25 protein-coding genes are annotated in these 23,517 nt (G+C 66.1%); 15 read left to right on the top strand and 10 right to left on the bottom strand.

The window, feature by feature from the left end; genetic code table 11:
* Window positions 1-13: 13 nt before the first annotated feature.
* Both ACVCMJ_RS13180 and ACVCMJ_RS13175 read right to left on the bottom strand, forming a co-directional pair.
* Entirely contained in the window at window positions 14-1,282 is a 1,269-nt protein-coding gene (locus ACVCMJ_RS13180; RefSeq protein ID WP_447081850.1) for a D-alanyl-D-alanine carboxypeptidase family protein, read from the bottom strand.
* 196 nt (window positions 1,283-1,478) lie between these two features.
* Entirely contained in the window at window positions 1,479-2,132 is a 654-nt protein-coding gene (locus ACVCMJ_RS13175; protein ID WP_447081849.1) for an alpha/beta hydrolase, read from the bottom strand.
* A gap of 45 nt (window positions 2,133-2,177) precedes the next feature.
* Between ACVCMJ_RS13175 and ACVCMJ_RS13170 the strand changes: the two genes are divergently transcribed.
* Genes ACVCMJ_RS13170 through galU form a run of 4 tightly spaced genes read left to right on the top strand, consistent with a single transcriptional unit; the run spans window position 2,178 to window position 4,925 of the window.
* The gene (locus ACVCMJ_RS13170; protein ID WP_447081848.1) at window positions 2,178-3,050 is read left to right on the top strand and encodes a biotin--[acetyl-CoA-carboxylase] ligase; all 873 of its coding nucleotides are present in this window, start codon (window positions 2,178-2,180) and stop codon (window positions 3,048-3,050) included.
* Window positions 3,047-3,874: a type III pantothenate kinase gene (locus ACVCMJ_RS13165; protein ID WP_447081847.1), complete on the top strand. Its 828-nt coding sequence runs from the start codon at window positions 3,047-3,049 to the stop codon at window positions 3,872-3,874. The genes ACVCMJ_RS13170 and ACVCMJ_RS13165 overlap by 4 nt, the downstream gene beginning before the upstream one ends.
* Before the next feature lie 35 nt (window positions 3,875-3,909).
* Complete coding sequence (locus tag ACVCMJ_RS13160; RefSeq protein ID WP_447081846.1) at window positions 3,910-4,089, top strand: hypothetical protein; 180 nt, start codon at window positions 3,910-3,912, stop codon at window positions 4,087-4,089.
* Complete coding sequence (galU, locus tag ACVCMJ_RS13155) at window positions 4,086-4,925, top strand: UTP--glucose-1-phosphate uridylyltransferase GalU (protein ID WP_447081845.1); 840 nt, start codon at window positions 4,086-4,088, stop codon at window positions 4,923-4,925. The genes ACVCMJ_RS13160 and galU overlap by 4 nt, the downstream gene beginning before the upstream one ends.
* Here the strand turns inward: galU and ACVCMJ_RS13150 are convergent.
* On the bottom strand, window positions 4,912-6,309 hold the full coding sequence (locus ACVCMJ_RS13150; protein WP_447081844.1) for a 3-deoxy-D-manno-octulosonic acid transferase: 1,398 nt from the start codon (window positions 6,307-6,309) through the stop codon (window positions 4,912-4,914). The two genes, galU and ACVCMJ_RS13150, sit on opposite strands and share 14 nt — an antisense overlap.
* Window positions 6,269-7,255 (bottom strand): lipopolysaccharide heptosyltransferase I, encoded by a 987-nt coding sequence (waaC, locus tag ACVCMJ_RS13145; RefSeq protein WP_447081843.1) that lies wholly within the window; start codon window positions 7,253-7,255, stop codon window positions 6,269-6,271. The genes ACVCMJ_RS13150 and waaC overlap by 41 nt, the downstream gene beginning before the upstream one ends.
* Window positions 7,256-7,328: 73 nt before the next feature.
* Between waaC and ACVCMJ_RS13140 the strand changes: the two genes are divergently transcribed.
* The gene (locus ACVCMJ_RS13140; RefSeq protein WP_447081842.1) at window positions 7,329-7,850 is read left to right on the top strand and encodes a gamma carbonic anhydrase family protein; all 522 of its coding nucleotides are present in this window, start codon (window positions 7,329-7,331) and stop codon (window positions 7,848-7,850) included.
* Between the two features lie 84 nt (window positions 7,851-7,934).
* Here ACVCMJ_RS13140 and ACVCMJ_RS13135 read toward each other — a convergent pair whose 3' ends face one another.
* The 4 genes from ACVCMJ_RS13135 to ACVCMJ_RS13120 all read right to left on the bottom strand — a co-directional run bounded on the left by ACVCMJ_RS13135 (window position 7,935) and on the right by ACVCMJ_RS13120 (window position 11,958).
* Window positions 7,935-8,996, bottom strand: coding sequence for a glycosyltransferase (locus tag ACVCMJ_RS13135; protein ID WP_447081841.1), 1,062 nt, complete (start codon window positions 8,994-8,996; stop codon window positions 7,935-7,937).
* Window positions 8,997-9,011: 15 nt separating this feature from the next.
* The gene (glmU, locus tag ACVCMJ_RS13130) at window positions 9,012-10,382 is read right to left on the bottom strand and encodes a bifunctional UDP-N-acetylglucosamine diphosphorylase/glucosamine-1-phosphate N-acetyltransferase GlmU (protein WP_447081840.1); all 1,371 of its coding nucleotides are present in this window, start codon (window positions 10,380-10,382) and stop codon (window positions 9,012-9,014) included.
* A 99-nt stretch (window positions 10,383-10,481) separates the two neighbouring features.
* Window positions 10,482-11,075 (bottom strand): PhaM family polyhydroxyalkanoate granule multifunctional regulatory protein, encoded by a 594-nt coding sequence (locus ACVCMJ_RS13125; RefSeq protein ID WP_447081839.1) that lies wholly within the window; start codon window positions 11,073-11,075, stop codon window positions 10,482-10,484.
* A gap of 40 nt (window positions 11,076-11,115) precedes the next feature.
* A complete protein-coding gene (locus tag ACVCMJ_RS13120) occupies window positions 11,116-11,958 on the bottom strand; it encodes an NUDIX hydrolase (protein ID WP_447081838.1) in 843 nt (280 codons plus the stop codon).
* A gap of 258 nt (window positions 11,959-12,216) precedes the next feature.
* Here ACVCMJ_RS13120 and coxB point away from each other — a divergent pair, with 258 nt between their 5' ends.
* From coxB to ACVCMJ_RS13095, 5 genes are all read left to right on the top strand, one after another.
* The gene (gene coxB, locus ACVCMJ_RS13115) at window positions 12,217-13,386 is read left to right on the top strand and encodes a cytochrome c oxidase subunit II (protein ID WP_447081837.1); all 1,170 of its coding nucleotides are present in this window, start codon (window positions 12,217-12,219) and stop codon (window positions 13,384-13,386) included.
* 74 nt (window positions 13,387-13,460) lie between these two features.
* The gene (gene ctaD, locus ACVCMJ_RS13110) at window positions 13,461-15,092 is read left to right on the top strand and encodes a cytochrome c oxidase subunit I (RefSeq protein WP_447081836.1); all 1,632 of its coding nucleotides are present in this window, start codon (window positions 13,461-13,463) and stop codon (window positions 15,090-15,092) included.
* On the top strand, window positions 15,092-15,220 hold the full coding sequence (locus tag ACVCMJ_RS13105; protein WP_447081835.1) for a cytochrome oxidase small assembly protein: 129 nt from the start codon (window positions 15,092-15,094) through the stop codon (window positions 15,218-15,220). The genes ctaD and ACVCMJ_RS13105 overlap by 1 nt, the downstream gene beginning before the upstream one ends.
* A complete protein-coding gene (locus ACVCMJ_RS13100) occupies window positions 15,217-15,408 on the top strand; it encodes a DUF2970 domain-containing protein (protein WP_447081834.1) in 192 nt (63 codons plus the stop codon). The genes ACVCMJ_RS13105 and ACVCMJ_RS13100 overlap by 4 nt, the downstream gene beginning before the upstream one ends.
* Before the next feature lie 26 nt (window positions 15,409-15,434).
* Window positions 15,435-16,310, top strand: coding sequence for a cytochrome c oxidase subunit 3 (locus ACVCMJ_RS13095; RefSeq protein ID WP_447081833.1), 876 nt, complete (start codon window positions 15,435-15,437; stop codon window positions 16,308-16,310).
* A gap of 142 nt (window positions 16,311-16,452) precedes the next feature.
* Here the strand turns inward: ACVCMJ_RS13095 and ACVCMJ_RS13090 are convergent, their stop codons facing one another.
* Window positions 16,453-16,659 carry a twin transmembrane helix small protein gene (locus ACVCMJ_RS13090; RefSeq protein ID WP_447081832.1) on the bottom strand — a complete coding sequence of 69 codons (207 nt, stop codon included), beginning with the start codon at window positions 16,657-16,659 and terminating at the stop codon, window positions 16,453-16,455.
* Window positions 16,660-16,692: 33 nt separating this feature from the next.
* Here ACVCMJ_RS13090 and ACVCMJ_RS13085 point away from each other — a divergent pair, with 33 nt between their 5' ends.
* The 5 genes from ACVCMJ_RS13085 to ACVCMJ_RS13065 are packed head-to-tail and all read left to right on the top strand — an operon-like array spanning window position 16,693 to window position 20,692.
* Window positions 16,693-17,496: an SURF1 family protein gene (locus ACVCMJ_RS13085; RefSeq protein WP_447081831.1), complete on the top strand. Its 804-nt coding sequence runs from the start codon at window positions 16,693-16,695 to the stop codon at window positions 17,494-17,496.
* Window positions 17,493-18,104: an SCO family protein gene (locus tag ACVCMJ_RS13080; protein ID WP_447081830.1), complete on the top strand. Its 612-nt coding sequence runs from the start codon at window positions 17,493-17,495 to the stop codon at window positions 18,102-18,104. The genes ACVCMJ_RS13085 and ACVCMJ_RS13080 overlap by 4 nt, the downstream gene beginning before the upstream one ends.
* A gap of 22 nt (window positions 18,105-18,126) precedes the next feature.
* On the top strand, window positions 18,127-19,140 hold the full coding sequence (locus ACVCMJ_RS13075; protein ID WP_447082594.1) for a COX15/CtaA family protein: 1,014 nt from the start codon (window positions 18,127-18,129) through the stop codon (window positions 19,138-19,140).
* Window positions 19,137-20,063: a heme o synthase gene (cyoE, locus tag ACVCMJ_RS13070; RefSeq protein WP_447081829.1), complete on the top strand. Its 927-nt coding sequence runs from the start codon at window positions 19,137-19,139 to the stop codon at window positions 20,061-20,063. Before ACVCMJ_RS13075 ends, cyoE begins: the two co-directional genes overlap by 4 nt.
* On the top strand, window positions 20,060-20,692 hold the full coding sequence (locus ACVCMJ_RS13065; RefSeq protein ID WP_447081828.1) for an SCO family protein: 633 nt from the start codon (window positions 20,060-20,062) through the stop codon (window positions 20,690-20,692). Before cyoE ends, ACVCMJ_RS13065 begins: the two co-directional genes overlap by 4 nt.
* Here the strand turns inward: ACVCMJ_RS13065 and ACVCMJ_RS13060 are convergent.
* Entirely contained in the window at window positions 20,677-23,232 is a 2,556-nt protein-coding gene (locus ACVCMJ_RS13060; RefSeq protein WP_447081827.1) for a cation:proton antiporter, read from the bottom strand. The genes ACVCMJ_RS13065 and ACVCMJ_RS13060 overlap by 16 nt on opposite strands.
* Between the last annotated feature and the right edge of the window lie 285 nt (window positions 23,233-23,517).

The following is a 23,517-nucleotide window of genomic DNA, read 5'->3' as shown; positions in this document are numbered from 1 at the left end:
GTGAACTCCGTCATCATTTGAACAACAGGTGGACCTTGTCGATCATACGACCAAAGAAACCCGCCTGTCCCACCGTCTGCTCCACGATCAGCGGCTCCTGGCGCAAGACTTTGTCGCCCAGGGTCACGACCAGCGCGCCCGCGCGGCTGCCCTGGGTGAGCGGCGCCATCAGCGGCTGCGTGTAACGCGCCTCGGTCTTGATGTCGTCCGCCTTGCCGCGCGGCACGGTGACCCACAGCGCTTTGGAGACGCCCAGATTCACGGTCTCGGACGTACCTTCCCAGACACGCGCCGACACGGCAGGCTTGGTCTTGTCCAGCAGCTTCACCGTGTCGAAGTTCTTGAAGCTCCAGTTCAGCAGCTTGAGGCTGCTTTCAGTGCGGGCCGCGTCGCTGGCCGTACCTACCACCACTGACACGACGCGACGTCCATCGCGCAGCGCGGTCGAGATCAGGCAATAGCCCGCGGCCTGGGTATGGCCGGTCTTCAGGCCGTCCACCGTCTGGTCCGCCCACAGCAGCCGGTTCCGGTTGCTCTGCTTGATGTTGTTCCAGGTGAATTCCTTCTGGCTGAAGTAATGCATGTATTGCGGAAACCGCTGTACCAGCGCACGGGCCAGGATTGCCAGGTCCTGCACGGTGGTGACGTGGTTGGGATCCGGCAAGCCCGTGGAATTGACGTAGTGGGTATGCGTCATCCCCAGCTTCCGCGCCTCCTCGTTCATCAGGGCGGCAAATGCCGACTCGCTGCCGGCGACCGCTTCGGCAAGCGCCACGGTGGCGTCATTGCCGGATTGCACGATCATGCCCTGCAGCAGGTCATCCACCACCACGTCCGTGTTGGGCTTGATGAACATGCGCGAACCTTCAGTCTTCCAGGCCTTCTCCGAAATATGGACTTGCTGGTCAAGCTTCAGCCGGCCGCTATCCAGGGCAATGAAGATGACATAGTCCGACATGAGCTTGGTCAGCGATGCCGGTTCGATGGCTTCCTGAGGATTCTGGGCGGCGATGATCTGTCCGCTGGTGGCGTCCAGCGTGAGCCACGCCTTGGCGCCCAGCGTAGGCGCCGGGATGTTCGACAGCGCACTCACCATATCCAGATCGGGTTCTGCCGTCTGCGGGGCGGCGGGCTGGGTGCCCGCTGCCGGAGCCGCCGCGCCCGACGCGGCGGGAGCTGCCTGCGACCAGGCGGCCCCCGGCATCGCGAAGGCAGTGCTCAAGGCGAGCGCCACGGCGCAAAGTCGGCGACGGAACAACAGGGCGGGAGAATTCGATGTCATGAGCGGGGACTCAAGGAAGGCGGGCGGAAAGCGGTCATTATAGGCAGCCACAAAATTCTAATCGGAAGCCATCGCGACCAAATCGCGACAAAACGCAAGCAACTGAAACCATATACCGGAACCTTCCTTTGCCGGCGCGGCTCGCCGCCCCGTCAGGGATGAGCCCTGATCCGCTTCAGCGCTTGTGCCAGCGGGCTCAGGGACACGCAAGCCCTGACAGCGAATCTTCGATGATCTGACGCAGGATGAGCAGCTTGCCATGGAAAAAGTGGCCGGCATCCGGCACGATCGTCAGCGGCAACTGATGGGCCCGCGCAAAGTCCATACCTTCGGACAGGGGCACGACCTCGTCGGTTTCGCCGTGAATCACCAGCGTCCGCCGCGGCATCTCCAGCGGCCGATAGCGAAAACGCTCCACCGCGCAGCCGATCAGCGCCAGACGCGCCGGCAACGGCAGATCCCGATCGGCCAGCTCGGCATAGAGCTGTGCAGCCACCGCCGAGCCAAACGAAAACCCCGCCAGCACCCAGGGCCCCGTCGCCGCATTCGGCCAGGTCGCACGAATCTGCTCGACGCAGCTCACCATATCGGCAGTCTCGCCCACAGCCCCGTCGAACGTTCCCTGGGATGAGCCCACGCCGCGAAAATTCGGACGCACGCACAGCAGCCCCTGCTGGACGCAGGCACGGCCGAGGGTGGTCACGACCTTGTTGTCGCGCGTGCCGCCATAGAGCGGGTGCGGGTGCAGCACCAGCGCCCAGCCCACGGGGTCGCGCTCGGGATGGTCCACGATGCACTCGATGCTCCCGGCCAACCCCTGGCAGACCCACTGTTCTGTACGTAAACTCATGGCTGCGATCATTTCGAAGCTCGACAGGCTACATTCTACCCACCCATGCCCGACTCCTTCTTCGATCCGGCCCGGCTCATGCCCCCGCCCGAAACGATGACCCGTACCCTGAGGGACGCGCTGCCCCGTTTCGCGCAGGTCGCCTGGGTCGCACAGACGGGGTCCACCAATGGGGACCTGCTCGCCCGTGCCCGGGACCCCATGGGACCCATGACGCGTCCCTGGCTGCTGGGGGCTCATATGCAGACGCGGGGGCGCGGCCGGATGGGCCGCACCTGGCAGAACCGCGCCGGCGCGACCCTGATGTTTTCCTGCGCATTCGACGTGTTTCTCCCCGGCCGGCAGTTGCCCACGCTGGCTCCGCTGATCGGGATGGCCACCTGCGAGGCGCTGCGCAGCCGGATCGGCGAGCGCGTGGGGGGACGACTGACGATGAAGTGGCCCAACGACTTGCTGTGGGATCAGGCCAAGCTCGCCGGCATCCTGATCGAAAGTACCCGGTCGGGAACGGCCCAGGCGGCCGACCATCACCTGATCATCATCGGCATGGGAATGAATCTGCTGGACGGCCGTGACCTCTCCGACTCGCTGCACCGCCGCATCGCCGACTGGGCCGAGATCGCGGGCCAGGACTCCAGGGCGGCTGCCATGGCTCCCGACGAGCTCGTCGCCAGCACCGCCATGGCATGGTTCGAGGCCCTGAACGAGGCGACAGCGCGCGGCTTCGGGGATCTGCCGCAGCGCTACGCGCAGGTCGATGGGCTGACCGGCCAGATGCTGGACGTGCTCGACGATGGCCGCCTGCTGAAAACCGGGGCCGCCTGCGGCATTGACGCCCAGGGTCGGCTGCTGGTGCGCAACGCGAGCGGCCTGCACGAAATATCCATGGGCGAAATCTCGGTTCGGGTCCGTCCATGATCCTGCTGATCGACGCCGGCAACACGCGCGCAAAGTTCGCCTGGCTGGACAACGGCCCGAACGGGCACCGCACACCTTCCCAGCCGCTGGACTACTCCGATCCATCAGGCCTGATCCACAGCTTTTCGGAGCCTCCCCAGCGCATCCTGGGCTCCAACGTCGCCGGCGCGGATCTCACCGCCCCCCTGGAAGAGGCCTGCCGCGAGCATTGGGGCCTTGCCATCGAATGGAAGGACGCCCGCGACGGCACGGGCCTGCTGCACAATCCGTATGCCCAGCCGGCGCGTCTGGGAGCGGACCGCTGGCTGGCCCTGCTGGGGCTGCTGCGGCGCATCGCGCGCCAATCCGACTGGACAGCGGACACCCCTTACATCCTGGCGAGCTTCGGGACCGCCACAACGGTCGATACGCTGCGGCGGGCCACGGGCCAGCAGCCGCCGGCGGCCTTTCTGGGCGGCCTGATCCTGCCCGGCGTGACACTGATGGCACACAGCCTGGCCGACGGCACAGCGCAGCTTCCCCTGGCCGGAGGCCCTTGCCGCGATTTCCCGGCCGACACCCACAGCGCCATCGCCAGCGGCATTGCAGCCGCCCAGGGCGGAGCCCTGCTGCGCCAGTGGCAGCTCGCCCGGCGCACGTCCCAGCGGCCCCCTCGGGTGTATGTGACGGGCGGCGGCTGGCCCACCGTGGGCGACGACGTCAGCCGGGTACTGGCGGATGCCCAGGCCGATGCGGGGCAACCCCGCCAGCCCCCTGAGTGGCTGGACGCACCCGTGCTGGACGGACTCGCCTGGCTGCACCAACAGGCTCCTCGCAGGGGTTGATATACTCAACGCATCGTTCCACCCATTTTCCGGCCATGCGATTCCTGATCAGCCTTGCCGTCGTTGCCAACGTAGCGCTCCTCGCCTACGGACAGGGCTTCTTCGGCCCACCGCCCGCCGAACAAGGCCGTGAGCCCCGCCCGCTGTCGCAACGCAACCAGCAGGCCCTGACGCTGGGTACGCCGTTGCCGCCCGAAATCACCACCCAACGATGAAACCAATCCGCAAAGCCGTTTTCCCGGTGGCCGGCATGGGCACCCGATTCTTGCCCGCCACCAAAGCCATGCCCAAGGAAATGTTGCCCATCGTGGATCGGCCGCTCATCCAGTACGCCGTCGAAGAAGCGCTGGCTGCGGGCATCACGGAACTGATCTTCGTCACGGGGCGCAACAAGCGCGCCATCGAGGATCACTTCGACCGCGCGCCGGAGTTGGAGGCCGACCTCGAAGCCAAAGGCAAGCACGCACTGCTGGCCGCCGTGCGCGGCGTGCTGCCCAGCCACGTCAACTGCATCTACACCCGGCAATCCCAGCCGTTGGGCCTGGGACACGCCGTATTGTGCGCAGCACCCATCGTGGGCAACGAACCCTTTGCCGTCCTGCTGGCCGATGACCTGCTGGATGCCGACACCGCCGTGACGCGCCAGCTCGTCGATGCCGCTCACCAGCACGATGGCAGCGTGCTCGCCATCCAGACCATCGACATCAAGGATTCCCGGAAATACGGGATGGTGGCCGGGACGCCGGTGGACGGGCGCAACACCCGTGTGGAAAGCATCATCGAAAAACCCGCCCCCGAAGATGCCCCTTCGAACATGGCGGTCGTGGGCCGCTACGTTCTCGAGCCGGAAATCTTCGACGTCCTGCGCCGCACGCGGGCCGGCGTGGGCCGGGAAATCCAGCTCACCGACGCGATCTCCGCACTGCTGAACCATCGCCCGGTGTTTGCGCACCGCTACGTCGGCGACCGCTATGACTGCGGCAGCAAAGAAGGGTTTTTCCGCGCCACCGTGGCCTTCGGGCGCAAATACCACAATCTCAGCCTGGACTGACCTCCCGCTCGCGGATCAGTGCCTCCACGCCGGCCACCACGCGGGCCACTGCCCCGGTGTGCTGGCCAATCCAGCGCAAGGCCGCCTCGCCCATGCGGGCCCGCAGCGCATCGTCGTCCAGCCAATGCAGGGCGCACTGCAACGCCTCCTCGGGCGTCTGCGCCTGGCGCACGGCGCCGGCCTGCAGCGCGTCCTTCGCCGCCTGCTCGAAATTGGCCACATGAGGCCCGACCAGCACCGGGCACCCGAGCGCACTGGCTTCAATGAAATTCTGCCCGCCCAGCGGGGCGAAGCTGCCTCCCACGATCGCCACCAGGGCGCACCCGTAGTACCACGGCATTTCTCCCAGGGTATCGCCCAGCATCACTTCATGCGCGCGGCATGCCTGCACTGCGGCATCGGATGCGTCCGATGCATCTTCCAGATCCACCAGCCGGGTGCGCCGCACGAACGACAGGCCAGCCGACTCCAGCAGGCCGGCCGCCTCGTCAAAGCGCTGCGGATGCCGGGGGATCAGGATGAAGAGAGGCCGGTTTTCAACGGCCACGTCCTGAGCCCGCCACCGCTCCGCCCACGAGCGCATCGCGGCCACGAACGCGGCATCTTCGCTCTCGCGCGTGCTGGCAATCACGACGACGGGGCGCGACAAGCGTGCCGCAAAGTCACGGCCGCGCGCCACGCGCTCAGCATCCACACGAAGATCGAACTTGAAATTGCCCGAGATGCTGACAGCGGCTGCCCCCACCTGTTCCAGACGCTGCGCGTCGGCCCCTGACTGCGCATAAGTCCGGCTCAGGGTCGCATAGGTCGGGCGCATGAGCCAGCCCAGGCGAAGATTCTGGCGCAGCGAAGCCGCCGACATGCGCGCGCTGGCCAGCACCAACGGAATACTCTCGGCCGCCGCGGCGTGCACCAGATTGGGCCAGAGTTCGCGCTCGATCAGTATCCCCACGGCCGGACGATGGCAACGCATGAAGCGCCGGGTCGCACCGGGGAAATCATAGGGCAGCCAGACTTGCCGCAAGCGCCCGGCTGCGATGTCGCGGGCGTAGGCGCGCCCGCCCTCTGCGCGCCCGGTCGCCGTCAGGTGGGTAAGCAGTACGCAATGGCCGCGATCCAGCAGCATCCGGATGAACGGTTGCGCCGCGCGGGTCTCGCCCAGACTGACGGCATGCACCCAGACAGCACCCGCGGGCACTGCCGGGCCATCCGCATATCCGCCAAAACGCTCGCGTCCCAGGACCTCCCAGTCGCCCCCCGCGCGGCGCGCCCGCAGCGCCATCCCGGCCAGCAACAGCGGTGAGGCCAGCACCAGCAGAATGGAATAGAGCCAGCGAATCACTTCACCCGACCGCCTGGCGCGCGGCGCCGTCTCTGGCATCATCCAGCGCCTCGGCGATGGCGGCGCGCACTCGGGCCGCGTCGGGCGCCTGGCCACGCTCGCCCAGACTGGCAACATAGGCAGGTCCCTGCAGGGGGGTGCGTACAGGGGTGGACGCGCGGTAGATGCCTATCGTGGGGCGGCCCAGACCCGCGCTCAGATGCGTGAGACCACTGTCCAGGCCCACCATGATCCGCGCCCGCGCCAGGTGCTCCGCGACAGAACGCAGGCCCATGCGCGGCAGGACCTCGGCCCCGCTGCGCCCGCGGATCAGCGCCTGCGCCCGCGCCTGCTCTGTGTCGTTGCCGGCCAGCAGCCGCAGCGCCAGACCGCGGCCCTGCAGGTCATCGAACACCTGCTGCCAGTCCGCGTCCGGCCACAGCTTGTCGTCGCGGCTGGCCGAGGGCATGATCAGCGCCGTCGGTTCGACCGCCACGCCCTCGGTGAGCGCCCGCAGGCCGAAATCGGCGGGCCCCTCGATGGCATAGCCGAAGGTGGCCGCCGCCAGCGTGCGCTGGCGAATAATGGCCGGTTGCCAGAATTCCACCCGATGGCGCACGTCGTAGAACAGGGAGGCCAGCGGCTCGCGCGCCGACTTCCAGTCCAGGCCGTGGCGTACGCCCCGGGTCTGCCGGACCAGCCAGACCGATTTCATCAGCGCCTGCATGTCCAGCACCACGTCGTACGGGTGCGATCCCAGGCGCTCGCGCAAGGCCGCGCGCTCGCGCCGGGTTTGCGGCGCCCACCAGTGCCTGCGCCACCGGCGATGTGCCACAGGGATGACCTCATGCACGGCAGGGTGCCACCCGGGAATCTCGGCGAAGCTTTCCTCGGCGACCCAGTCGATGCGGGCATCCGTCACGTGGGCGGCAATATCGCTCACGGCAGGCAGCAGATGTACCAGATCGCCCAGCGAGGACGTACGTACGATGAGGATGCGGGTCGTCATGGCGCGATTATAGGCATGCTACGATCAAAATCCCCTTCTGTCCCGGGGATCCCTCACCTTCGGAGACCGTACCATGACCTGCTATTCGCTGGACGACATCGAACCCAGCATCGACCCTTCCGCTTTCGTGGCTCCCGAGGCCACACTCATCGGGGCCGTCACCTTGGAGGCGGGCAGCAGCATCTGGCCCGGCGCCGTCATACGGGCCGACAACGAGCCCATCAACATCGGCGAAGGCAGCAATGTGCAGGAAAACGCGGTGCTGCACGTGGATCGGGGCTGGCCCCTGCGCGTCGGGCGCAACGTGACGATCGGGCACCAGGCCATGCTGCACGGCTGCACCATCCAGGACGGATCGCTCATCGGCATCCAGGCCGTGGTGCTCAACGGCGCCGTGATCGGCCGCCACTGCCTGGTGGGGGCGGGCGCGCTGGTCACCGAGGGCAAGACGTTCCCGGAGCGTTCCCTGATCCTGGGCGCGCCCGCCAGGGTCGCCCGCATACTCACCGATGAAGAGGTGGCTGCGCTGGAACACAGCGCGGAGAGCTATTCGGCTCGCGCCACCCATTACCGCAAGGCGCTGAAGGCGCTCTAGCGGGCCGCCCGGCGCCCGAAACAGCGCTCGGGGCGCCGCAAACCGCCGACCCGAAAGCGGGCGCCGCGAAGCTTTCCGAGGCTGCTAGCGCCGCCCGCGCAACAGCGCGGCATACAGTTCCTGATAGCTGGCCACCATCGCCGGCACCGAATAGGCGTCGGCCACGTAGGCTTGCGCGCGTTGCGCCATGGCCTGCGCGACATCACGATGTGTCAGCACCCAGAGCATCTTGCGCGCCAGGGCGGCGGCATCCCCAGCCGGCACCAGCAGGCCGCGATCCGGCGCCAGCGTCTCGCGGTGGCCGCCCACGTCGGTCGCCACCACCGGCAAACCGGCCAGACAGGCGTCCAGCACACTGGTACCCAGCGCCTCATGGCGGGAACTGCTGACGTAGAGTTCCGCAACGGCCAGAAAATCCGCCACATGCGGCTGAAATCCGACGAAGCGATAGTGATCCCGCAGGCCGAGGGCCATGGCCCGCTCGCGCGCTGACGCGGCCGCCGCGCCGTCCGCCCCGCAATGCAGACACAGAACATCCGGAACCGATTCGCGCACGCGGGCCACGGCCTCGATCAGGGTCAGTGGATCCTTTTCGGGGCTGAGCGCCGCCGCAGTGACCACGATACGCCGGCCTTCCAGGGAGAAAGCCGCCCGCAGGGCCTCGACGCGGGCCGGGTCCGGCAGCGTCGCCTCCACGGCGCTCGGGATCACGCGCACGGGCAAGCCCAGCTCGTGAGGCGCCTGCGCGGCCGCCTGGCTGATGGCGACCAGGGCATCGGCGCGCGACCATTTCCAGCGCCGGCGGCGATCGCCACCGCGCGCGGCAAAGGCCGTGCGCCGGGTGAAGACCACGGGAACCCCCAGCAACGGCCGCCATGCGGCCAGAATGCTCATGGCCTGTGCCGTCTGCGCATGCCACAGATCATAGCGACGGCCAGCGACCAGCAGGAAGCGCGACATCCCCAGGCTGCCCTGGCATGCATGCACCGGGATCCCGCACGCCACCGCGCGCTCGGCCAGCGCGCCGCCCGAACGCGCCAGCAACTCGGCCTCGTGGCCGGCAGCCCTTAGACCCTGCAAGGTCAATAGCGTCTGGCGTTCCCCGCCCCGCCAGCCGCGTTCCAGATTGATCTGCAGGACGCGCATCCGCCCGATGTTCCCTCAGGACTTGCGCACGGGGCGTTTCCAGCCCGGGATGGACACCTGCTTCGCCCGCGACAATGTCAGCTCGCCCTCAGGCGCATTCCGCGTGAGCGTCGTGCCCGCGCCCAACGTCGCCCCGCGCCCCACCCGCACCGGCGCCACGAGCTGCGTATCGGACCCGATGAAGGCGTCGTCCTCGATCACGGTCTGGAATTTGTTGACACCATCGTAATTGCACGTGATGGTGCCGGCGCCGATGTTGACCCGCTCGCCAATCACCGAATCGCCGAGATAGCTGAGGTGGTTGGCCTTGGAGCCGCGGCCCAGCGCGGTTTTCTTGAGTTCCACGAAATTGCCCACGTGCGCCTCCGGACCGACGTCGGCCCCCGGGCGCAGGCGGGCATAAGGGCCGATACGCGCGTCCGCGCCCACCTGGGCGCCCTCGACGTGGGTGAAGGCGGCGAGCGTGGCGCCCGGACCGACGTCGGCATCGCTCACGACGCAGTGCGGCCCGATCCGCACGCCGTCCGCCAGCCGCACCCGGCCCTCGAACACGCATCCCACGTCAATGAACACATCGCGCCCGCAGACGAGGTCGCCCCGCACATCGAAGCGCGCCGGATCCGCCAGCGTCACGCCCTGCTCCAGCAGGCGGCGCGCCTGTTCGCCTTGCCAGATGCGCTCGAGCTGCGCCTGCTGGATGCGGCTGTTGACGCCCAGCGTCTCCCAGGGCGCCGACGGCTGCGCATGGGCCACCGGCACGCCGTCGCGGACGGCCAGCCCAACGATGTCGGTCAGATAGTACTCGCCCTGGGCGTTGCGATTGTCGATCTGCGCGAGCCAGCGGCGCAGTGCCGCCGTGGGGGCCGCCAGAATGCCGGTATTGACCTCGTTGACGGCGCGCTCCCCGGCGGAAGCGTCCTTGTGCTCCACGATGCGCGTGATGCGCCGTTCCGCATCCCTGAGGATGCGGCCATACCCGGTCGGATCGGCCAGCGTCTCGGTGAGCAGCGCGAGGCCCGCGCCGCGCGCCTGCAGCAGGGCGCGCAGAGTCGCCGGCTGCACCAGAGGAACGTCGCCATACAGCACCAGGCACGCATCGTCATCGCGGTCGCCGCCGACCAGATAGGGCAGGGCCTGCATCACGGCATGGCCAGTACCCTGTTGGGGCTGCTGCAGGGCGAAGGCCACATCGGCGCCCGCGAAAGTGGTCTGGACGCGCGCGGCTCCATGGCCCACCACGACCACGATGCGCTCGGGCGTCAGGGCGCGGGCCGTTTCCAGAACGTGCCCCAGCATGGGCTTGCCGGCAATCGGATGCAGGACCTTCGGCAGATCGGACTGCATGCGCTTGCCCAGACCCGCGGCCAGAATGATGATGTTCAGCATGAAAATTTGTCCACACAAAAGAGTGGCGGCGAGACACCGCCCATGCGGGCCACCCGGCAACCGCATGGACGGCACCCGTGTCCCCACGGGGCACGGGAATCAGTGGCGAGGCTTGCGCGAGCCGCGGGCGGTTCCCCGGGCCGTCGCCGCGCCCGATGCGGACTTGCGGTCGGTGGAGGTCTTGCGCGCGGCGGCAGCCTTTTTGGGCGCCGCCGCCGAAGCGGTCTTGGCCGCGTCGGCCACCCCCTGAAAGCTGGCCGTCGTAGCCGCCGCCAGACCATCGAACTGCTGGCGAAGGAGATTCCACCAGTCTTCGGCGGCCTGGGTGTAGGCCGGCCCGCCGGCATGGGCGGAAGCCTCCGCCACCGCCGCAGCGCCCGCCCGGCCCTGGTCAGCCAGTGATTTCAACGTCGCCACCGTGCTGCGCTGGATTTCCAGGCCCTGGATGGTGCTGGCCAGCATGGTCGCATTGAGCTGCAGCCAGTTCTGCACCGTCTGCAGCTCACGGATGCGGCGCTCGAGATCTTCGAGCGACATCGGCGGCATCATGGCCGCATTCAACCCCCCCGCGCCCGCCATGGTCTGCCAGGTCTGGCGCATCATCTCCAGGCCGGCGAAAAGCGGATTCTGGGCGGCATCACCCTGCTGGCCAAAGCCGGGCAATACAAACGGATTGGTTTTGTCTTGTGCCATGGGAGCACCTCCGCCGGCACCATGCCGGCACAGTAAAAGTCTAGTGGGAAATGGCCACCAGTGGATCCTGAAGCCGATGACGCAACGAATCCAGGACGCAGAGTTCCGCTTCCAGGGAGAAGGCACCCTGCGCGAGCAGGTCCTGAAGCGGGCCGGCCGCCACACACCTGAATTCCATGACCTCGCCATCGAGGTTTCTCGGGACGGCGCCGGCATCCAGCACGCAATCGCTGACGAGCACGTTTTCGACCTGGTAGCCATCGGGCAACCGCCGGTGCATGCGCACGACCGTGCGCAGCGGCGCGTGATCGGCGAGCGCCACGGCCGGCAGGCCGGCTTCTTCGTAGGTCTCGCGCAACAGCGCCGTTTCCAGCTCTTCGCCGGCTGAAACCAGCCCGCCGGAAAGTGTGTCCCACAACCCCGGATCTGTCGGTTTGCTCAGCGAACGACGGGCCACCCACAACCGCCCGTCCGGCGTCCAGGCATTCAGATGCACGGCCTGCGTGAGCAGTCCCAGCGGCCGCGTGGCGCCGCGTTCGATGCGGGAAAAGCAGCGGCCTTCGGCCACCACGTCCACCTGTTCGTCGCGCCAGGCGCGAATGCAGCCGGCCGCCTGCAGCGTTTGCGCCACACCGCGCAGCACGGACTCCAGGCCCAGGCCGCCCGTCGAAGCCGCGCGGATATGGACCGCTTCGTCTTCGACATCCACGCCCGGCAAGGCGCGGATGGACTCCAGCGCACGCGGTGCGATCCAGCCTCCGACGCGGCCTGAAATCGTCACGGGCCGGGCGCCTGCCGGAGGGAGCTGCTGCGCGCGGCGCACCAGGCGTGCGCTGCGTGACAGCACGTCGTCCAAGGCAAATACGGCGGTGGTTGAATCCATCCGCAGATTGTAGTGGAAGGCCGCAAGGGATTGGTAAAAACCCCGAACAGCCGGAAAATAGGCCCTGGGCCGGCCTGTACAAGGCGGGTCCCTTCGCTATAATCCCCTCTGCTTATAAGGAAATCTCAGGCACGGGCGCCAGCGCCCGCTCGAATGCCTGATGATCCGATGATGTGTGCTCGGGGCTCGTCGCCCTTTCGCCGCTGTCTGACGAAAGACAACCTGCCTCTGTAAACACACTCCAACCAGAGGGACAGCATGAAGATGGTCAGAGGGTTGTTGGGCATGGTCGCACTGTCATGGGCGGCCCTTGCCGGCGCGGAAGTGAAGGACATGCCGGGTGGGCCGGGGGTCGATCAACTCAATCTCCCCTTCGGGGTCACGCCGATCTCGCACGATATCTATGATCTCAATTGGATGATCATGATCATCTGTACGATCATCTTCATCGGCGTCTTCGGCACGATGCTGTATTCCATCGTCATGCACCGCAAGTCGCGAGGCCACAAGGCCGCCAAGTTCGATGAAAACATGGCGGTGGAGCTGACCTGGACCATCGTGCCTTTCCTCATCATCGTCAGCATGGCCATCCCGTCGACGCGTACCGTGGTGGCCATGAAAGACACCAGCAGCGCGGACCTGACCGTCAAGGTCACCGGCTACCAATGGAAGTGGGGCTACGACTACCTGGACGGTCCCGCGGCAGGCGTGCATTTCCTGTCCAACCTGTCCACGCCCGTGGCGCAGATCAACAACCAGGAGCCCAAGAGCAACACCTACCTGATGGAAGTCGACCATCCGCTGGTGGTGCCGGTCAACAAGAAAGTGCGCATCGTGCTCACGGCCGAAGACGTGATCCACTCCTGGGCCGTCCCCGACTTCGGCGTCAAGCAGGACGCGATCCCCGGATATCTGCGCGACACCTGGTTCCGCGCGGAGAAGACGGGTACCTACCGGGGCCAATGCTCGGAACTTTGCGGCAAGAACCACGCCTACATGCCCGTCGTCGTCGAGGTGAAGTCCGCGGAAGACTACGCGCAATGGGCCAAGCAGCAAAAGACGGCCATGGCCGCCTCAGCCGAGGACCCCAACAAGACCTGGACCAAGGACGAACTCATCGCCCAGGGCAAGGAAGTCTTCACCACCACCTGTGTGGCATGCCACCAGGCCAACGGCCAGGGCATTCCGGGCACATTCCCGGCCCTGAACGGCGACACCAAATTCGTGCTGGCCCCCATGAAGGGTCAAATCCTCACCGAACTCAACGGCCACCCGGGTACCGCAATGCCGGCATTCCGCGACCAACTGTCCGATACGCAGCTGGCAGCCGTCATTACGTACACCCGCAACGCCTGGGACAACGCCGGCAAGGGCCCAGACCCTGTCGTGCAGCCCAAAGACGTCCAGGCCTTGCGCGGATCGAAGTGATCCCGCGATCCGGAACCCAACACGATATTTCCTGGCACCGGCCCCAGCCGGTACGCCCCAGGTAGGAGGCATCCATGAGCAGCGCCACAATTGACCACATTCCCCCTCACGTGGGGCACGAAGAGCACGCCCACCCCATCCCGCACGGATGGCGGCGGTGGGTGTTTGCCACGAACCACAAAGACATCGGGACCATGTACCTGATCTTTTCGTTCTGCATGTTGCTCGAAGGTGGCACGCTGGCACTCATGCTGCGGACGGAGTTGTTCGAGCCCGGCATCCAGTTCTTCCAGCCGCAATTCTTCAATCAGCTCACCACCATGCACGGGCTGATCATGATCTTCGGGGCCATCATGCCGGCCTTCGTGGGCTTCGCCAACTGGATGATCCCGCTGCAGATCGGCGCCTCCGACATGGCGTTCGCGCGCATGAACAACTTCAGCTTCTGGCTGCTGCCGGTCGGGGCGATCCTGATGACCGCCTCGTTCTTCGTGCCGGGCGGCGCCAACGCGGCGGGGTGGACGATGTACGCGCCTCTGTCGTTGCAGATGGGCCCGGGCATGGACTTCGCCATCTTTGCCGTCCACATCCTGGGGGCGTCCTCCATCATGGGGGCCATCAACATCATCGTCACCATCCTCAACATGCGCACCCCCAAGATGTCGCTGATGAAGATGCCGCTGTTCTGCTGGGGCTGGCTGGTCACGGCCTATCTGCTGCTGGCCGTCATGCCGGTGCTGGCCGCCGCCGTCACGATGCTGCTGACGGACCGCCACTTCGGCACGCACTTCTTCAACGCCGCCGCCGGTGGCGACCCGGTGCTGTACCAGCACATATTCTGGTTCTTCGGACACCCCGAGGTCTACATCATGATCCTGCCGGCGTTCGGGATCGTTTCTCACGTGATACCAGCCTTCGCTCGCAAGAAGCTCTTTGGCTACACCTCCATGGTGTATGCCATCTGCGCCATCGGCATTCTCTCGTTCCTCGTGTGGGCTCACCACATGTTCGCGACAGGCATGCCTGTGACGGCACAGCTCTTCTTCATGTACGGCACCATGCTGATTTCCATCCCCACCGGGGTAAAGGTCTTCAACTGGACGGCCACCATCTGGCGGGGCTCGCTCACCTTTGAAACGCCCATGCTGTTTGCCATCGGCTTCATCTTCGTGTTCGTCATCGGCGGCTTCACAGGCTTGATCGTGGCGTCCGCCCCCATCGACATCCAGGCGCAGGACACCTACTATGTGGTGGCGCACTTCCACTACGTCATGGTGGCCGGCTCGCTGTTCGGTATGTTCGCGGCGGCCTACTACTGGATGCCGAAGTGGACTGGCACCATGTATGACGAACGCCTGGGCAAGCTGCACTTCTGGTCCAGCATGATCTCCTTCAACATCGCGTTCTTCCCCATGCACTTCCTGGGGCTGGCCGGCATGCCGCGTCGCTATGCCGACTATGCGGCTCAGTTCACCACCTTCCACCAGGTGGCCACCATCGGCGCCTTCTGGTTCGGGCTGTCGCAGCTCGTGCTCATTTATGTGGTCGTGAAGGCCGTGCGCGGCCAGGGCGCCAAGGCTCCCGCCTGCCCCTGGGAAGGCGCGGAAGGCCTGGAATGGACCGTGCCGTCTCCCGCGCCCTACCACACCTTCGTCACGCCGCCTGACCTGGACGGTACGCCGCTGGTGATCGAGGGCGCCCACTGATGGACCTCAAGCAGACTCCCGAACAGCGTCGGCGCAACCGTCGTACCGGATGGATCCTGGTGATCTTTGTAGTGGCTATCCTGGTATGGACGTTCGTACGCGCCAACCTGTGGGGAATCGGTTCTTGAAGGGGTCGAGCCCGTTTCTACGCTCGATCCGGACGGCGGCCTGGGCATTCCTGGGATTGCGCAAACGGTCCGGCAACGAAGAGGATCTGGCACATATCCGCCCGGTCCACATCATCGGCGCAGGGCTGCTGCTGGGGTTGATTTTCGTATTGTTGTTGATGTTGGCTGTGCACCTGGTGACGGCCTAGCGCTGGATACTGATGAGGAGAACACTATGACCACGGGCCAGATGGCACACGCCGCAGAGGCGCCCTACTATTACGTCCCGCCCCACTCCGTCTACCCGATCCGGGGCAGCCTGAGCATGCTGGCGACGCTCTTCGGGGCGGCTCTCTGGGTCAACGACTATGCCGTGGGGACCTATCTGTGCATCGCGGGCATCGTCTGCATGCTGCTGACGCTGTACGGATGGTTCGGGGATGCCATCCATGAATCCGAGGGCGGCCTGAACAGCAAGCGCATCGACGTCTCCTACCGCTGGAGCATGACCTGGTTCATTTTCTCCGAGGTCATGTTCTTCTCCGCGTTTTTTGGCGCACTCTGGTACGCCCGCGAAGTCTCCACTCCCTGGCTCAGCACGCTGGACTCCCAGACCCTGTTGTGGCCGGGTTTCGCGGGCACGTGGCCCAACCTCGGACCGGCCGGCACCATCGCGCCGTTCAAGACCGTCAGTCCCTTCTGGCTGCCTACGATCAACACCGCCCTGCTGCTGTCCTCGGCGGCCGCTGTTACCGTCGCCCACCACGCCCTGCGCGGCGCCAATCGCTCGCGCACCATTTTCTGGCTGGGTGTCGGAATCGTGCTGGGCTTTGCCTTCGTAGCCTGCCAGGCCTACGAATACCATGAAGCCTATACCGAGCTGAACCTGCGCTTCACTTCCGGCGTGTTCGGCGCGCTGTTCTTCATGCTGACGGGCTTTCACGGTTTCCACGTCATCATCGGCGCCACCGTGCTGTCGGTCATCTGGTGGCGGCTCGTACGTGGGGACTTCACGTCCACCCACCACTTCGGCTTCGAGGGTGCCGCCTGGTACTGGCACTTCGTGGACGTCGTATGGCTGGGCCTGTACGTCTTCGTCTACTGGATGTGAATTCGCTCCATGTGGGGACCGAGCTGCAAATCCTTCCGCCGCGACAGCCTGACTGCCGCGGCGGTGTGCGCCTCGCTCGGGCCACGCATTCCGCTGGACCCGGACGCCTGCCCGGTGGCAGGTCCTGGGGTGCCCGCGATGCCTAACGCACCGGCAACCCTGTAGAATCAATCCATCCCAGGCTGTGCGCCACCAACAGGAACAGCACGAGCAGGACGGACAATCCGATCCGCCAGGTCAGCGCCCAAGCCATGCGATCGCGGGTGCCATGGTCTTCCATCAGGAACACCAACGCGGAAGCCAGGCTGGCCACCACTCCCAGAAACATGACGATAATCAGGATTTTCACGGACTTTTCCTGGAAATCTATTCGCAGACCCACATGACCACATCTCTGAACCGCTCGCACATCAAGGCCCTGGTGGCCATTGTGCTGCTGATCCTGCTGGGGGCCATCTGCCTCCAGGCGGGACGCTGGCAGTTGCGGCGCGCGGGTGAGCGCGAGGCCCTGTCGGCTGCCATGGCGGCGGGGCGAGTCGCACCCCGCATCACGCTCGATGCGGAGCATCCTCAAGGCCCGGACTGGCACCCGGCGGTCGCCAGCGGCCATTGGCTCAATCAATTCACTGTACTCCTGGACAACCGCAATCTCCAGGGGATGCCGGGGTTCTGGGTGGCCACGCCGCTGGCGCTCACGGCTGCGCCACACACCGCCCTGCTGGTGCTGCGCGGCTGGGTAGCCCGGCAAGAAGCTCCAGCCCCGATGCCCGATCTGCGAGCGGCCAGCGGACCGGTCACCGTCCAGGGCACCATGCTCAGTCACGTGCCGCGCATGTTCGATATAGGCAGCCTCACGGGTCACCTCGACACGGCGCTGCCCTCTGTCTGGCCGCCCGCCGGCGGGCAGCCCCCGCGCGTCCAGAATCTGGCATTATCGGACCTTCAGCGCGCCACCGGGCTGACTCTGCTTCCCGTCGTACTGGAGCAGGACCCTGCCCATGACGCGGGACTCACCCAGGAATGGCCGGGCCCATCGATCAACGCCGGCCAGAACTACAACTACGCGGGACAATGGCTCAGCTTCGCCACCCTTGCATGGGCGGCGGCCGTCTACATGGCCTGGCGCATCTGGCGGCCGCGCCGCCCTTCGTCCCCTGCAGACCCTACAGACATTACGACTCCATGACCCCAGCAGCACCCCGTCGACGCTCCCGCGGCCCCGTCTTTGCCATCCTGGCCATTTGCCTGGCGCCGGTGATCATGTCGCTCCTCGCCTACTACGTGCCGTCGCTGGGACTGCGCTCGGCCGTCCAGACCCATTATGGCCAGCTCATCGAGCCGCAACGCCCCATTCCGGCCAATCTGAATGCGCGCGACGAGCAAGGGCACATCTATGACCTGAACCAGCTCAAGGGCAAATGGCTGCTCATCAGCACCGGGCCCGGCGCCTGTCCCGAGACTTGCATCAAGGGCCTGTTCGTGCTGCGCAACTCGCACGCGAGCCAAGGCAAGGAAGTCCTGCGCCTGGAGCGCATCTGGTTCGTGACGGATGACGCGCCCATCTCGCCGGTCGTCCCGCACGCCTACGTCGGCACCCGCATCCTGCGCGCCGACCCGAAGGTGCTCGCCGCATGGCTGGCACCCGACGCGACGGACCCGACCGCAGCCTTGGCCCAGCGGATGTGGATCGTGGACCCGCTTGGTCACCTGATGATGCAGTTCCCGGACGCCAGCAATCCCGAAGGCGTCCGCGACGACATTCGCACCCTTCTGAAAAGTTCATCGATAGGATAGGGCCGTGCCGCGTTTCATGAGTATGTCCCGCCCTGTGCCCCGCTACCGGAAACTGGTCTTCCTGACCTGGTTCCTGACGCTCGACCTGATCATGTTCGGCGCCTTCGTCCGCCTGACCGATTCCGGCCTGGGATGTCCGGACTGGCCGGGCTGCTACGGGCACTTCAGCCCGCTGGGCGCAGGCGATCACATCCGGCAGGCGCTGCACGCCATGCCCTATGGGCCGGTCAGCGTCTTCCAGGCCTGGATGGAGATGATCCACCGCTACGCGGGTGCGACCCTGGGGACGCTCATCATCCTGATCACGGTGCTGGCCTGGCGCTACCGGCGCACTCTGGCACACGGGCCGGCCCTGGCCACCACGCTGCTTGCGATGGTCTGCCTGCAGGGGGCCTTCGGCGCCTGGACGGTCACGCACAAGCTCATGCCGCTGGTGGTCAGCACGCACCTGGTGCTGGGCATCGGGCTGCTGGCCCTGATGACGTGGCTCGCGGCCCGCGAAAAGCCGCACGACCCGGTTCCGGCATCCGCCGGACAGGGCCGCGCCTGGATGATCCTGGGGCTGGCCGTACTCTTTCTGCAGATCGCCCTGGGCGGCTGGGTGAGCACCAACTACGCGGCGCTCGCCTGCATGGACTTCCCGACTTGCCACGGCCAGTGGCTGCCGCCCATGGACTTCGCCGACGGGTTCGCGCTGCTGCGCGGCCTGGGTAAACTGTCTTCGGGCGCCATCATTTCGCAGGACGCGCTCACGGCCATCCACTGGACGCACCGCAACTTCGCCCTGGTGGTCATCGTGCTCCTGGGCAGCATCGGCTGGCACTGGCGCCACACTCCCGGGCTGGCGGGGCCGGCACGCCTGCTGTTGGCCCTGCTCGCCCTGCAGCTCGCCACGGGGCTGACCACCATCTTCTTCCAGTGGCCGCTCCTCATCGCCGTCATGCACAATGGCGGAGCCGCAGGCCTGGTCCTGGTCAGCGTCACCTTGCTGTGGCGCCTGTCACAAGCCGGAAAACCCACTGGAGCCGTCCCATGACGAGCACGACCGCCACTCGCAGTCCTTCCCTGCTGCACCAGTACCTGGTGCTGACCAAGCCACGCGTGACGCAGCTTGCGGTGTTCTGCGCCGTGATCGGGATGTTTCTGGCCACGCCGGGTCTGCCGGGCATGTGGCGCGTGGCGACGGCCACGCTGGGCATCTGGCTGCTGGCCGCAGCGGCCTTTTCCATCAACTGCCTCATCGAGCGCGAGTCGGACGCCCGCATGGCGCGCACGGCGCGCCGTGCCACGGCATCAGGCCAGATCACGCCACCCCAGGTGCTGCTCATGGCGGGCATCCTGGGCGGGGCCGGCATGTGGATCCTCTACGTCTGGGTGAATGCGCTCACCATGTGGCTGACCTTTGCCACCTTCGTGGGATATGCGCTGATCTACACCGCCATCCTCAAGCCGCTCACGCCGCAGAACATCGTGATCGGGGGCTTGTCGGGGGCGATGCCGCCGGCGCTGGGGTGGGCCGCCATGGCCAACGCCGTACCGGCGGAAGCGTGGCTCCTGGTGCTCATCATCTTCATCTGGACGCCGCCGCATTTCTGGGCGCTGGCGCTCTACCGCCACCATGAATACGAGAAATCCGGCCTGCCCATGCTGCCCGTCACCCACGGCATGAACTTCACCCAGCTCCATGTACTGCTCTACTCTATCCTGCTGTTCGCGGCGTCCGTCCTGCCGTACATCGCGCGCATGAGCGGCCCCGCCTACCTGGCGGCCGCCTGTCTGCTGAGCGGCCGCTTTGTGTGGCAGGCATGGGTGCTGTATCGTGACTACAGCGATGCGCGCGCGCGCAAGCTGTTCTTCTATTCCATTCTTTACCTGGCGCTGCTCTTTGCCGCGCTGTTGCTGGACCACTGGGTCGGCCTGATACTGAGCGGCCCGGGGTTCCCGTCAGGACTCGCATGATCGTACTACGCCGCACGGCGGCTTCATTTTCCCGCACCCGCAGGACCGTCCTGGCCGCCGCCATCGCCGCCGTCCCGTTCGCGCTGTCAGGCTGCGGCAAGGCCTCCGACGGGCCGCTGGCTTTCGAAGCCGGCAACGACATCAGCGGCACCGACCTGGGCAGCGGCCTGGACATGACTGATACCGCCGGCCGTCGCCGCACGCTGGCCGACTTCAAGGGCAAGGTCCTGCTGGTGTTCTTCGGCTATACCCAATGCCCCGACGTCTGCCCCACGTCCATGGCCATGGCGGCGCAGGCCATGCAGTTGCTGGGCGCGAAGGCACACGACGTGCAGGTGATCTTCATCACCGTGGATCCCGAGCGCGACACCCCGACGATCCTGAGCACCTACGTCCAAACCTTTGATCCAGCGTTCATGGGCCTGACCGGGACGGCGGACCAGCTCGCCCGCACGGCGCGCTCCTTTCGGGCTTCGTATTCGAAGGAGCCGGGCCCGACCCCGCAGCAATATGCGATGAATCACTCGTCGGCGTTCTATCTGATGGACCGCAAGGGTCAAGCCCGCGGGCTCATCAACGCCAACACCACGCCACAAGCCATGGCGCACGACATTCAACTGCTGCTCTGAGGCTCCGGGTCCGGTCGCAACGGCGGCAGCGGTTCGTGCTGCCGCTCCCCCGACTGAAACTGCTGCCAGACCTCGACCGCCCGCAAACGCTGGGCGACGATGGCGTCGATCTTCTCACGCAGCGCCGGCAAATTCTGCAGCAGGCGCTTGAAATCCCGCTCGTGCAGCATGAGCAGCCTGCTGTAGCCCAGGGACCGTACCCGCGGCTGGAAATCCCGCCCCAGGACCAGCGCCATTTCCCCGAAAATCTGACCGCTGCCCAGCTCCGCCGTCGTCCCGTCGGGCAGGTCCAGCACCACAGCACCCGACGCCACGAAATACATGGCATGGCTGCGCCCGAACTTGGTGTGGATCTCCTGGCCCGGCACCGCCAGCCGGGGCTTCAGCACCTGCTGGATGGCCTGCAGCGTGGTCTCGTCCACCCCTTCGAACAGCGGCACCCGCTGGATCAGGGCTTGTGCGGTCAGCGTGATGTCCAAAGCCCCCTGATTTTCCAGGTAGCGCCAGCGCATGTCGACCTGGTGGATCAGATCGGCGTAGGTCTCGCCGCTGATCAGGTTCTGCGCCAGCATGTCGCGGTACCGCATGCGCTCCATGGAGCGCGCCATGCGCGCCAGATAGGCTTCCTGGAGATACTGCGCGTAGCCGGGATATTGCAGCGCCAGGGCCTGCAGCGCCCCCTCGAGCAGCGCCAGCCGCCGCTGATGTGCTGCGATGATGATCTCGGTGACTTCCGCCCCCAGCAGCGGCTGCACGTCGCTGCGGGCAAAGCGGATCAGGCGCCGGGCCACGGCCCACTTGCACATCAGGTTCGTGAAGCGTTGCGTCAGTTCGCGCCCGAGCCAAAATTGCCATCCGGTGAGATAGTGCAGCCACAGCGCTGCCCGCAGGCCGGGCGAATAGCGCAGGTCCCGTTCGATGGCGGCCTCGAAGCCCGGAAGGCCGCCGGCGCGCACCACGTCCCCCAGGCGCTCGGCGCGCGCCAGCAGCGATTCCGCGGTGCGCCAGTCCACCACCTGCGCCTTGAGCGTCTCGAAGAACATTTCCTCCTCGCGGCCAGCGAGGATGCTCATGCCGACGGCGACCTTCTGCTCTTCCGCCAACTGGCGGACCTGGCCGGCGCCCACTCCCGCCTGGCCAGCGTCGAATACCGCGTGCAGGCGGTTGAGGACTTCCGGGCCGATATGCTCGTGGCGCGCGATCTCGTCGATCTTCAGGCGCAGAGCCTCCAGTTCCACCACCTGGGCCTGATCCCGCAACGTCCGGTCCACCGGTGTGAGCTGGTTCAGGCCCAGCCGGTGGATCAGCGGCCGCAGCGTCAGGCCATTGACGAACAGCGTCATGAGCACGAATCCGGTCGTCACCACCGCGATGAACTGGCGCGCGTCATGCGGAACGGCCGGCTGTTCAGTCACGGCCAGCGCCAGAGCCAGCGAGACGGCGCCCCGCAAGCCGCCCACCAGCATCACAGTGCGATAAGAACGACTGACCTGGGTACTGAGCCGCAGGCGACCCAGCAGCGGCAGCAGCCCATAGACGATGACGCCGCGCGCGCACAAGGTGACGATGAACACCACGAGGATGAGCAGGACTTCCATCCAGGTGATCTCGGCCATCATCCGCGGAATCAGCATGGCGGCAAACAGGAAAATCAGGGAATTGGCCCAGAAGCCGAATTGCGCCCAGGCACCTTCGAGCTGCTCGAACGTGGTGGGCGACATGCGGGTGCGCCCGGTCGAGCCCACCACCAAGCCGGCCACCACCGTGGCAACCACCCCTGAAACGCCCAGATAGTGCTCGGCGACGAAAAACGTCAGATAGGCCAGGGCCACAGTGAGTGTGACTTCGGCGGCCGGCCAGCCGCGCAGCCAGCGAAACAACAGCCCCGTCATCCGGCCCATGACGAGGCCGGCCAGCCCTCCGCCGATGAAGCTCACCAGGAAGCTGCGCACGACTTCCGTCACCGACAGTGTGTTGCCGCCAAACAGCATGCTGAGCAGCACCGAATACAGCGCAATGGATGCCGCATCGTTGAAGAGCGATTCGCCTTCAACCAGCGTGGTGAGGCGGCGAGGCGCCCCCACCTCGCGGAAGATACCCACCACGGCCACAGGATCGGTCGTCGCCACGATGGCGCCCAGCATCAGGCAAACGATCAGCCCGTACGGCGAAATCGCCGCCAGCGAGAACCCCACGGCCACCGTACAAGCCACCACGGCGACGATGGCCATCACCAGAATGGTACTGATGTCGTTGAGCAGCCGCCTGATGTTCATTGCCAGCGCTGTTTCGAACAGAAGCACGGGCAGGAAGACGTAGAGGAAGGTCTCCGACGAAATATCGAAGTGCTGCAGCGAGTCCAGAAAATCGGCCACCACGCCCGGTGCCCAGCCATGCACATGGATCACCACGCCCAGCACGAAGCCCACGATCGCCAGCAGGACCGAGTAAGGCAGTCTCAGGCGGCCCGCCAGCGGCGGCATGAAAGATACCAGCGCCAGAAGCCCGGCCAGACCAAAGACCAGCAGGCCTATTTTCATGTTGAAGAATCGAAATGGAGGGAAGCCACCCAAAGAATAGCGGTTTTAGCGGGTCTTCGTGGCCCAAAAAAAAGGATGCCTTGGGGGCATCCTGTGAACATCTGCTCCAATAGGGAGGGGAAGAGGAGAAGCTGAAGCAGACGACAGAACGATGCGACCGGAGGTCGAGCATCAGTTCATGGTGATTTGTCCGACGGACAGAGGAAAAGTTCTGGGTTCCACTGGCCAAAAATGAAAGAATTTATGTCTGAAGTGTGCGGCGCGGCCCCGCTCGTTCCGGGTTCG

This window comes from Castellaniella sp. UC4447_H14 (genome assembly GCF_052978285.1).
The sequence above is the reverse complement of the archived record's forward strand: the minus strand, read 5'-3'. Positions and strand labels throughout refer to the sequence as shown.

What these genes read in the sequence shown, in the direction of transcription:
- ACVCMJ_RS13180 (WP_447081850.1), bottom strand. Translation starts at nt 1,282, where the DNA reads ATGACATCGAATTCTCCCGCCCTGTTGTTCCGTCGCCGACTTTGCGCC.
- ACVCMJ_RS13175 (WP_447081849.1), bottom strand. Translation starts at nt 2,132, where the DNA reads ATGAGTTTACGTACAGAACAGTGGGTCTGCCAGGGGTTGGCCGGGAGC.
- ACVCMJ_RS13170 (WP_447081848.1), top strand. Translation starts at nt 2,178, where the DNA reads ATGCCCGACTCCTTCTTCGATCCGGCCCGGCTCATGCCCCCGCCCGAA.
- ACVCMJ_RS13165 (WP_447081847.1), top strand. Translation starts at nt 3,047, where the DNA reads ATGATCCTGCTGATCGACGCCGGCAACACGCGCGCAAAGTTCGCCTGG.
- ACVCMJ_RS13160 (WP_447081846.1), top strand. Translation starts at nt 3,910, where the DNA reads ATGCGATTCCTGATCAGCCTTGCCGTCGTTGCCAACGTAGCGCTCCTC.
- galU (WP_447081845.1), top strand. Translation starts at nt 4,086, where the DNA reads ATGAAACCAATCCGCAAAGCCGTTTTCCCGGTGGCCGGCATGGGCACC.
- ACVCMJ_RS13150 (WP_447081844.1), bottom strand. Translation starts at nt 6,309, where the DNA reads ATGATGCCAGAGACGGCGCCGCGCGCCAGGCGGTCGGGTGAAGTGATT.
- waaC (WP_447081843.1), bottom strand. Translation starts at nt 7,255, where the DNA reads ATGACGACCCGCATCCTCATCGTACGTACGTCCTCGCTGGGCGATCTG.
- ACVCMJ_RS13140 (WP_447081842.1), top strand. Translation starts at nt 7,329, where the DNA reads ATGACCTGCTATTCGCTGGACGACATCGAACCCAGCATCGACCCTTCC.
- ACVCMJ_RS13135 (WP_447081841.1), bottom strand. Translation starts at nt 8,996, where the DNA reads ATGCGCGTCCTGCAGATCAATCTGGAACGCGGCTGGCGGGGCGGGGAA.
- glmU (WP_447081840.1), bottom strand. Translation starts at nt 10,382, where the DNA reads ATGCTGAACATCATCATTCTGGCCGCGGGTCTGGGCAAGCGCATGCAG.
- ACVCMJ_RS13125 (WP_447081839.1), bottom strand. Translation starts at nt 11,075, where the DNA reads ATGGCACAAGACAAAACCAATCCGTTTGTATTGCCCGGCTTTGGCCAG.
- ACVCMJ_RS13120 (WP_447081838.1), bottom strand. Translation starts at nt 11,958, where the DNA reads ATGGATTCAACCACCGCCGTATTTGCCTTGGACGACGTGCTGTCACGC.
- coxB (WP_447081837.1), top strand. Translation starts at nt 12,217, where the DNA reads ATGAAGATGGTCAGAGGGTTGTTGGGCATGGTCGCACTGTCATGGGCG.
- ctaD (WP_447081836.1), top strand. Translation starts at nt 13,461, where the DNA reads ATGAGCAGCGCCACAATTGACCACATTCCCCCTCACGTGGGGCACGAA.
- ACVCMJ_RS13105 (WP_447081835.1), top strand. Translation starts at nt 15,092, where the DNA reads ATGGACCTCAAGCAGACTCCCGAACAGCGTCGGCGCAACCGTCGTACC.
- ACVCMJ_RS13095 (WP_447081833.1), top strand. Translation starts at nt 15,435, where the DNA reads ATGACCACGGGCCAGATGGCACACGCCGCAGAGGCGCCCTACTATTAC.
- ACVCMJ_RS13085 (WP_447081831.1), top strand. Translation starts at nt 16,693, where the DNA reads ATGACCACATCTCTGAACCGCTCGCACATCAAGGCCCTGGTGGCCATT.
- ACVCMJ_RS13080 (WP_447081830.1), top strand. Translation starts at nt 17,493, where the DNA reads ATGACCCCAGCAGCACCCCGTCGACGCTCCCGCGGCCCCGTCTTTGCC.
- ACVCMJ_RS13075 (WP_447082594.1), top strand. Translation starts at nt 18,127, where the DNA reads ATGTCCCGCCCTGTGCCCCGCTACCGGAAACTGGTCTTCCTGACCTGG.
- cyoE (WP_447081829.1), top strand. Translation starts at nt 19,137, where the DNA reads ATGACGAGCACGACCGCCACTCGCAGTCCTTCCCTGCTGCACCAGTAC.
- ACVCMJ_RS13065 (WP_447081828.1), top strand. Translation starts at nt 20,060, where the DNA reads ATGATCGTACTACGCCGCACGGCGGCTTCATTTTCCCGCACCCGCAGG.
- ACVCMJ_RS13060 (WP_447081827.1), bottom strand. Translation starts at nt 23,232, where the DNA reads ATGAAAATAGGCCTGCTGGTCTTTGGTCTGGCCGGGCTTCTGGCGCTG.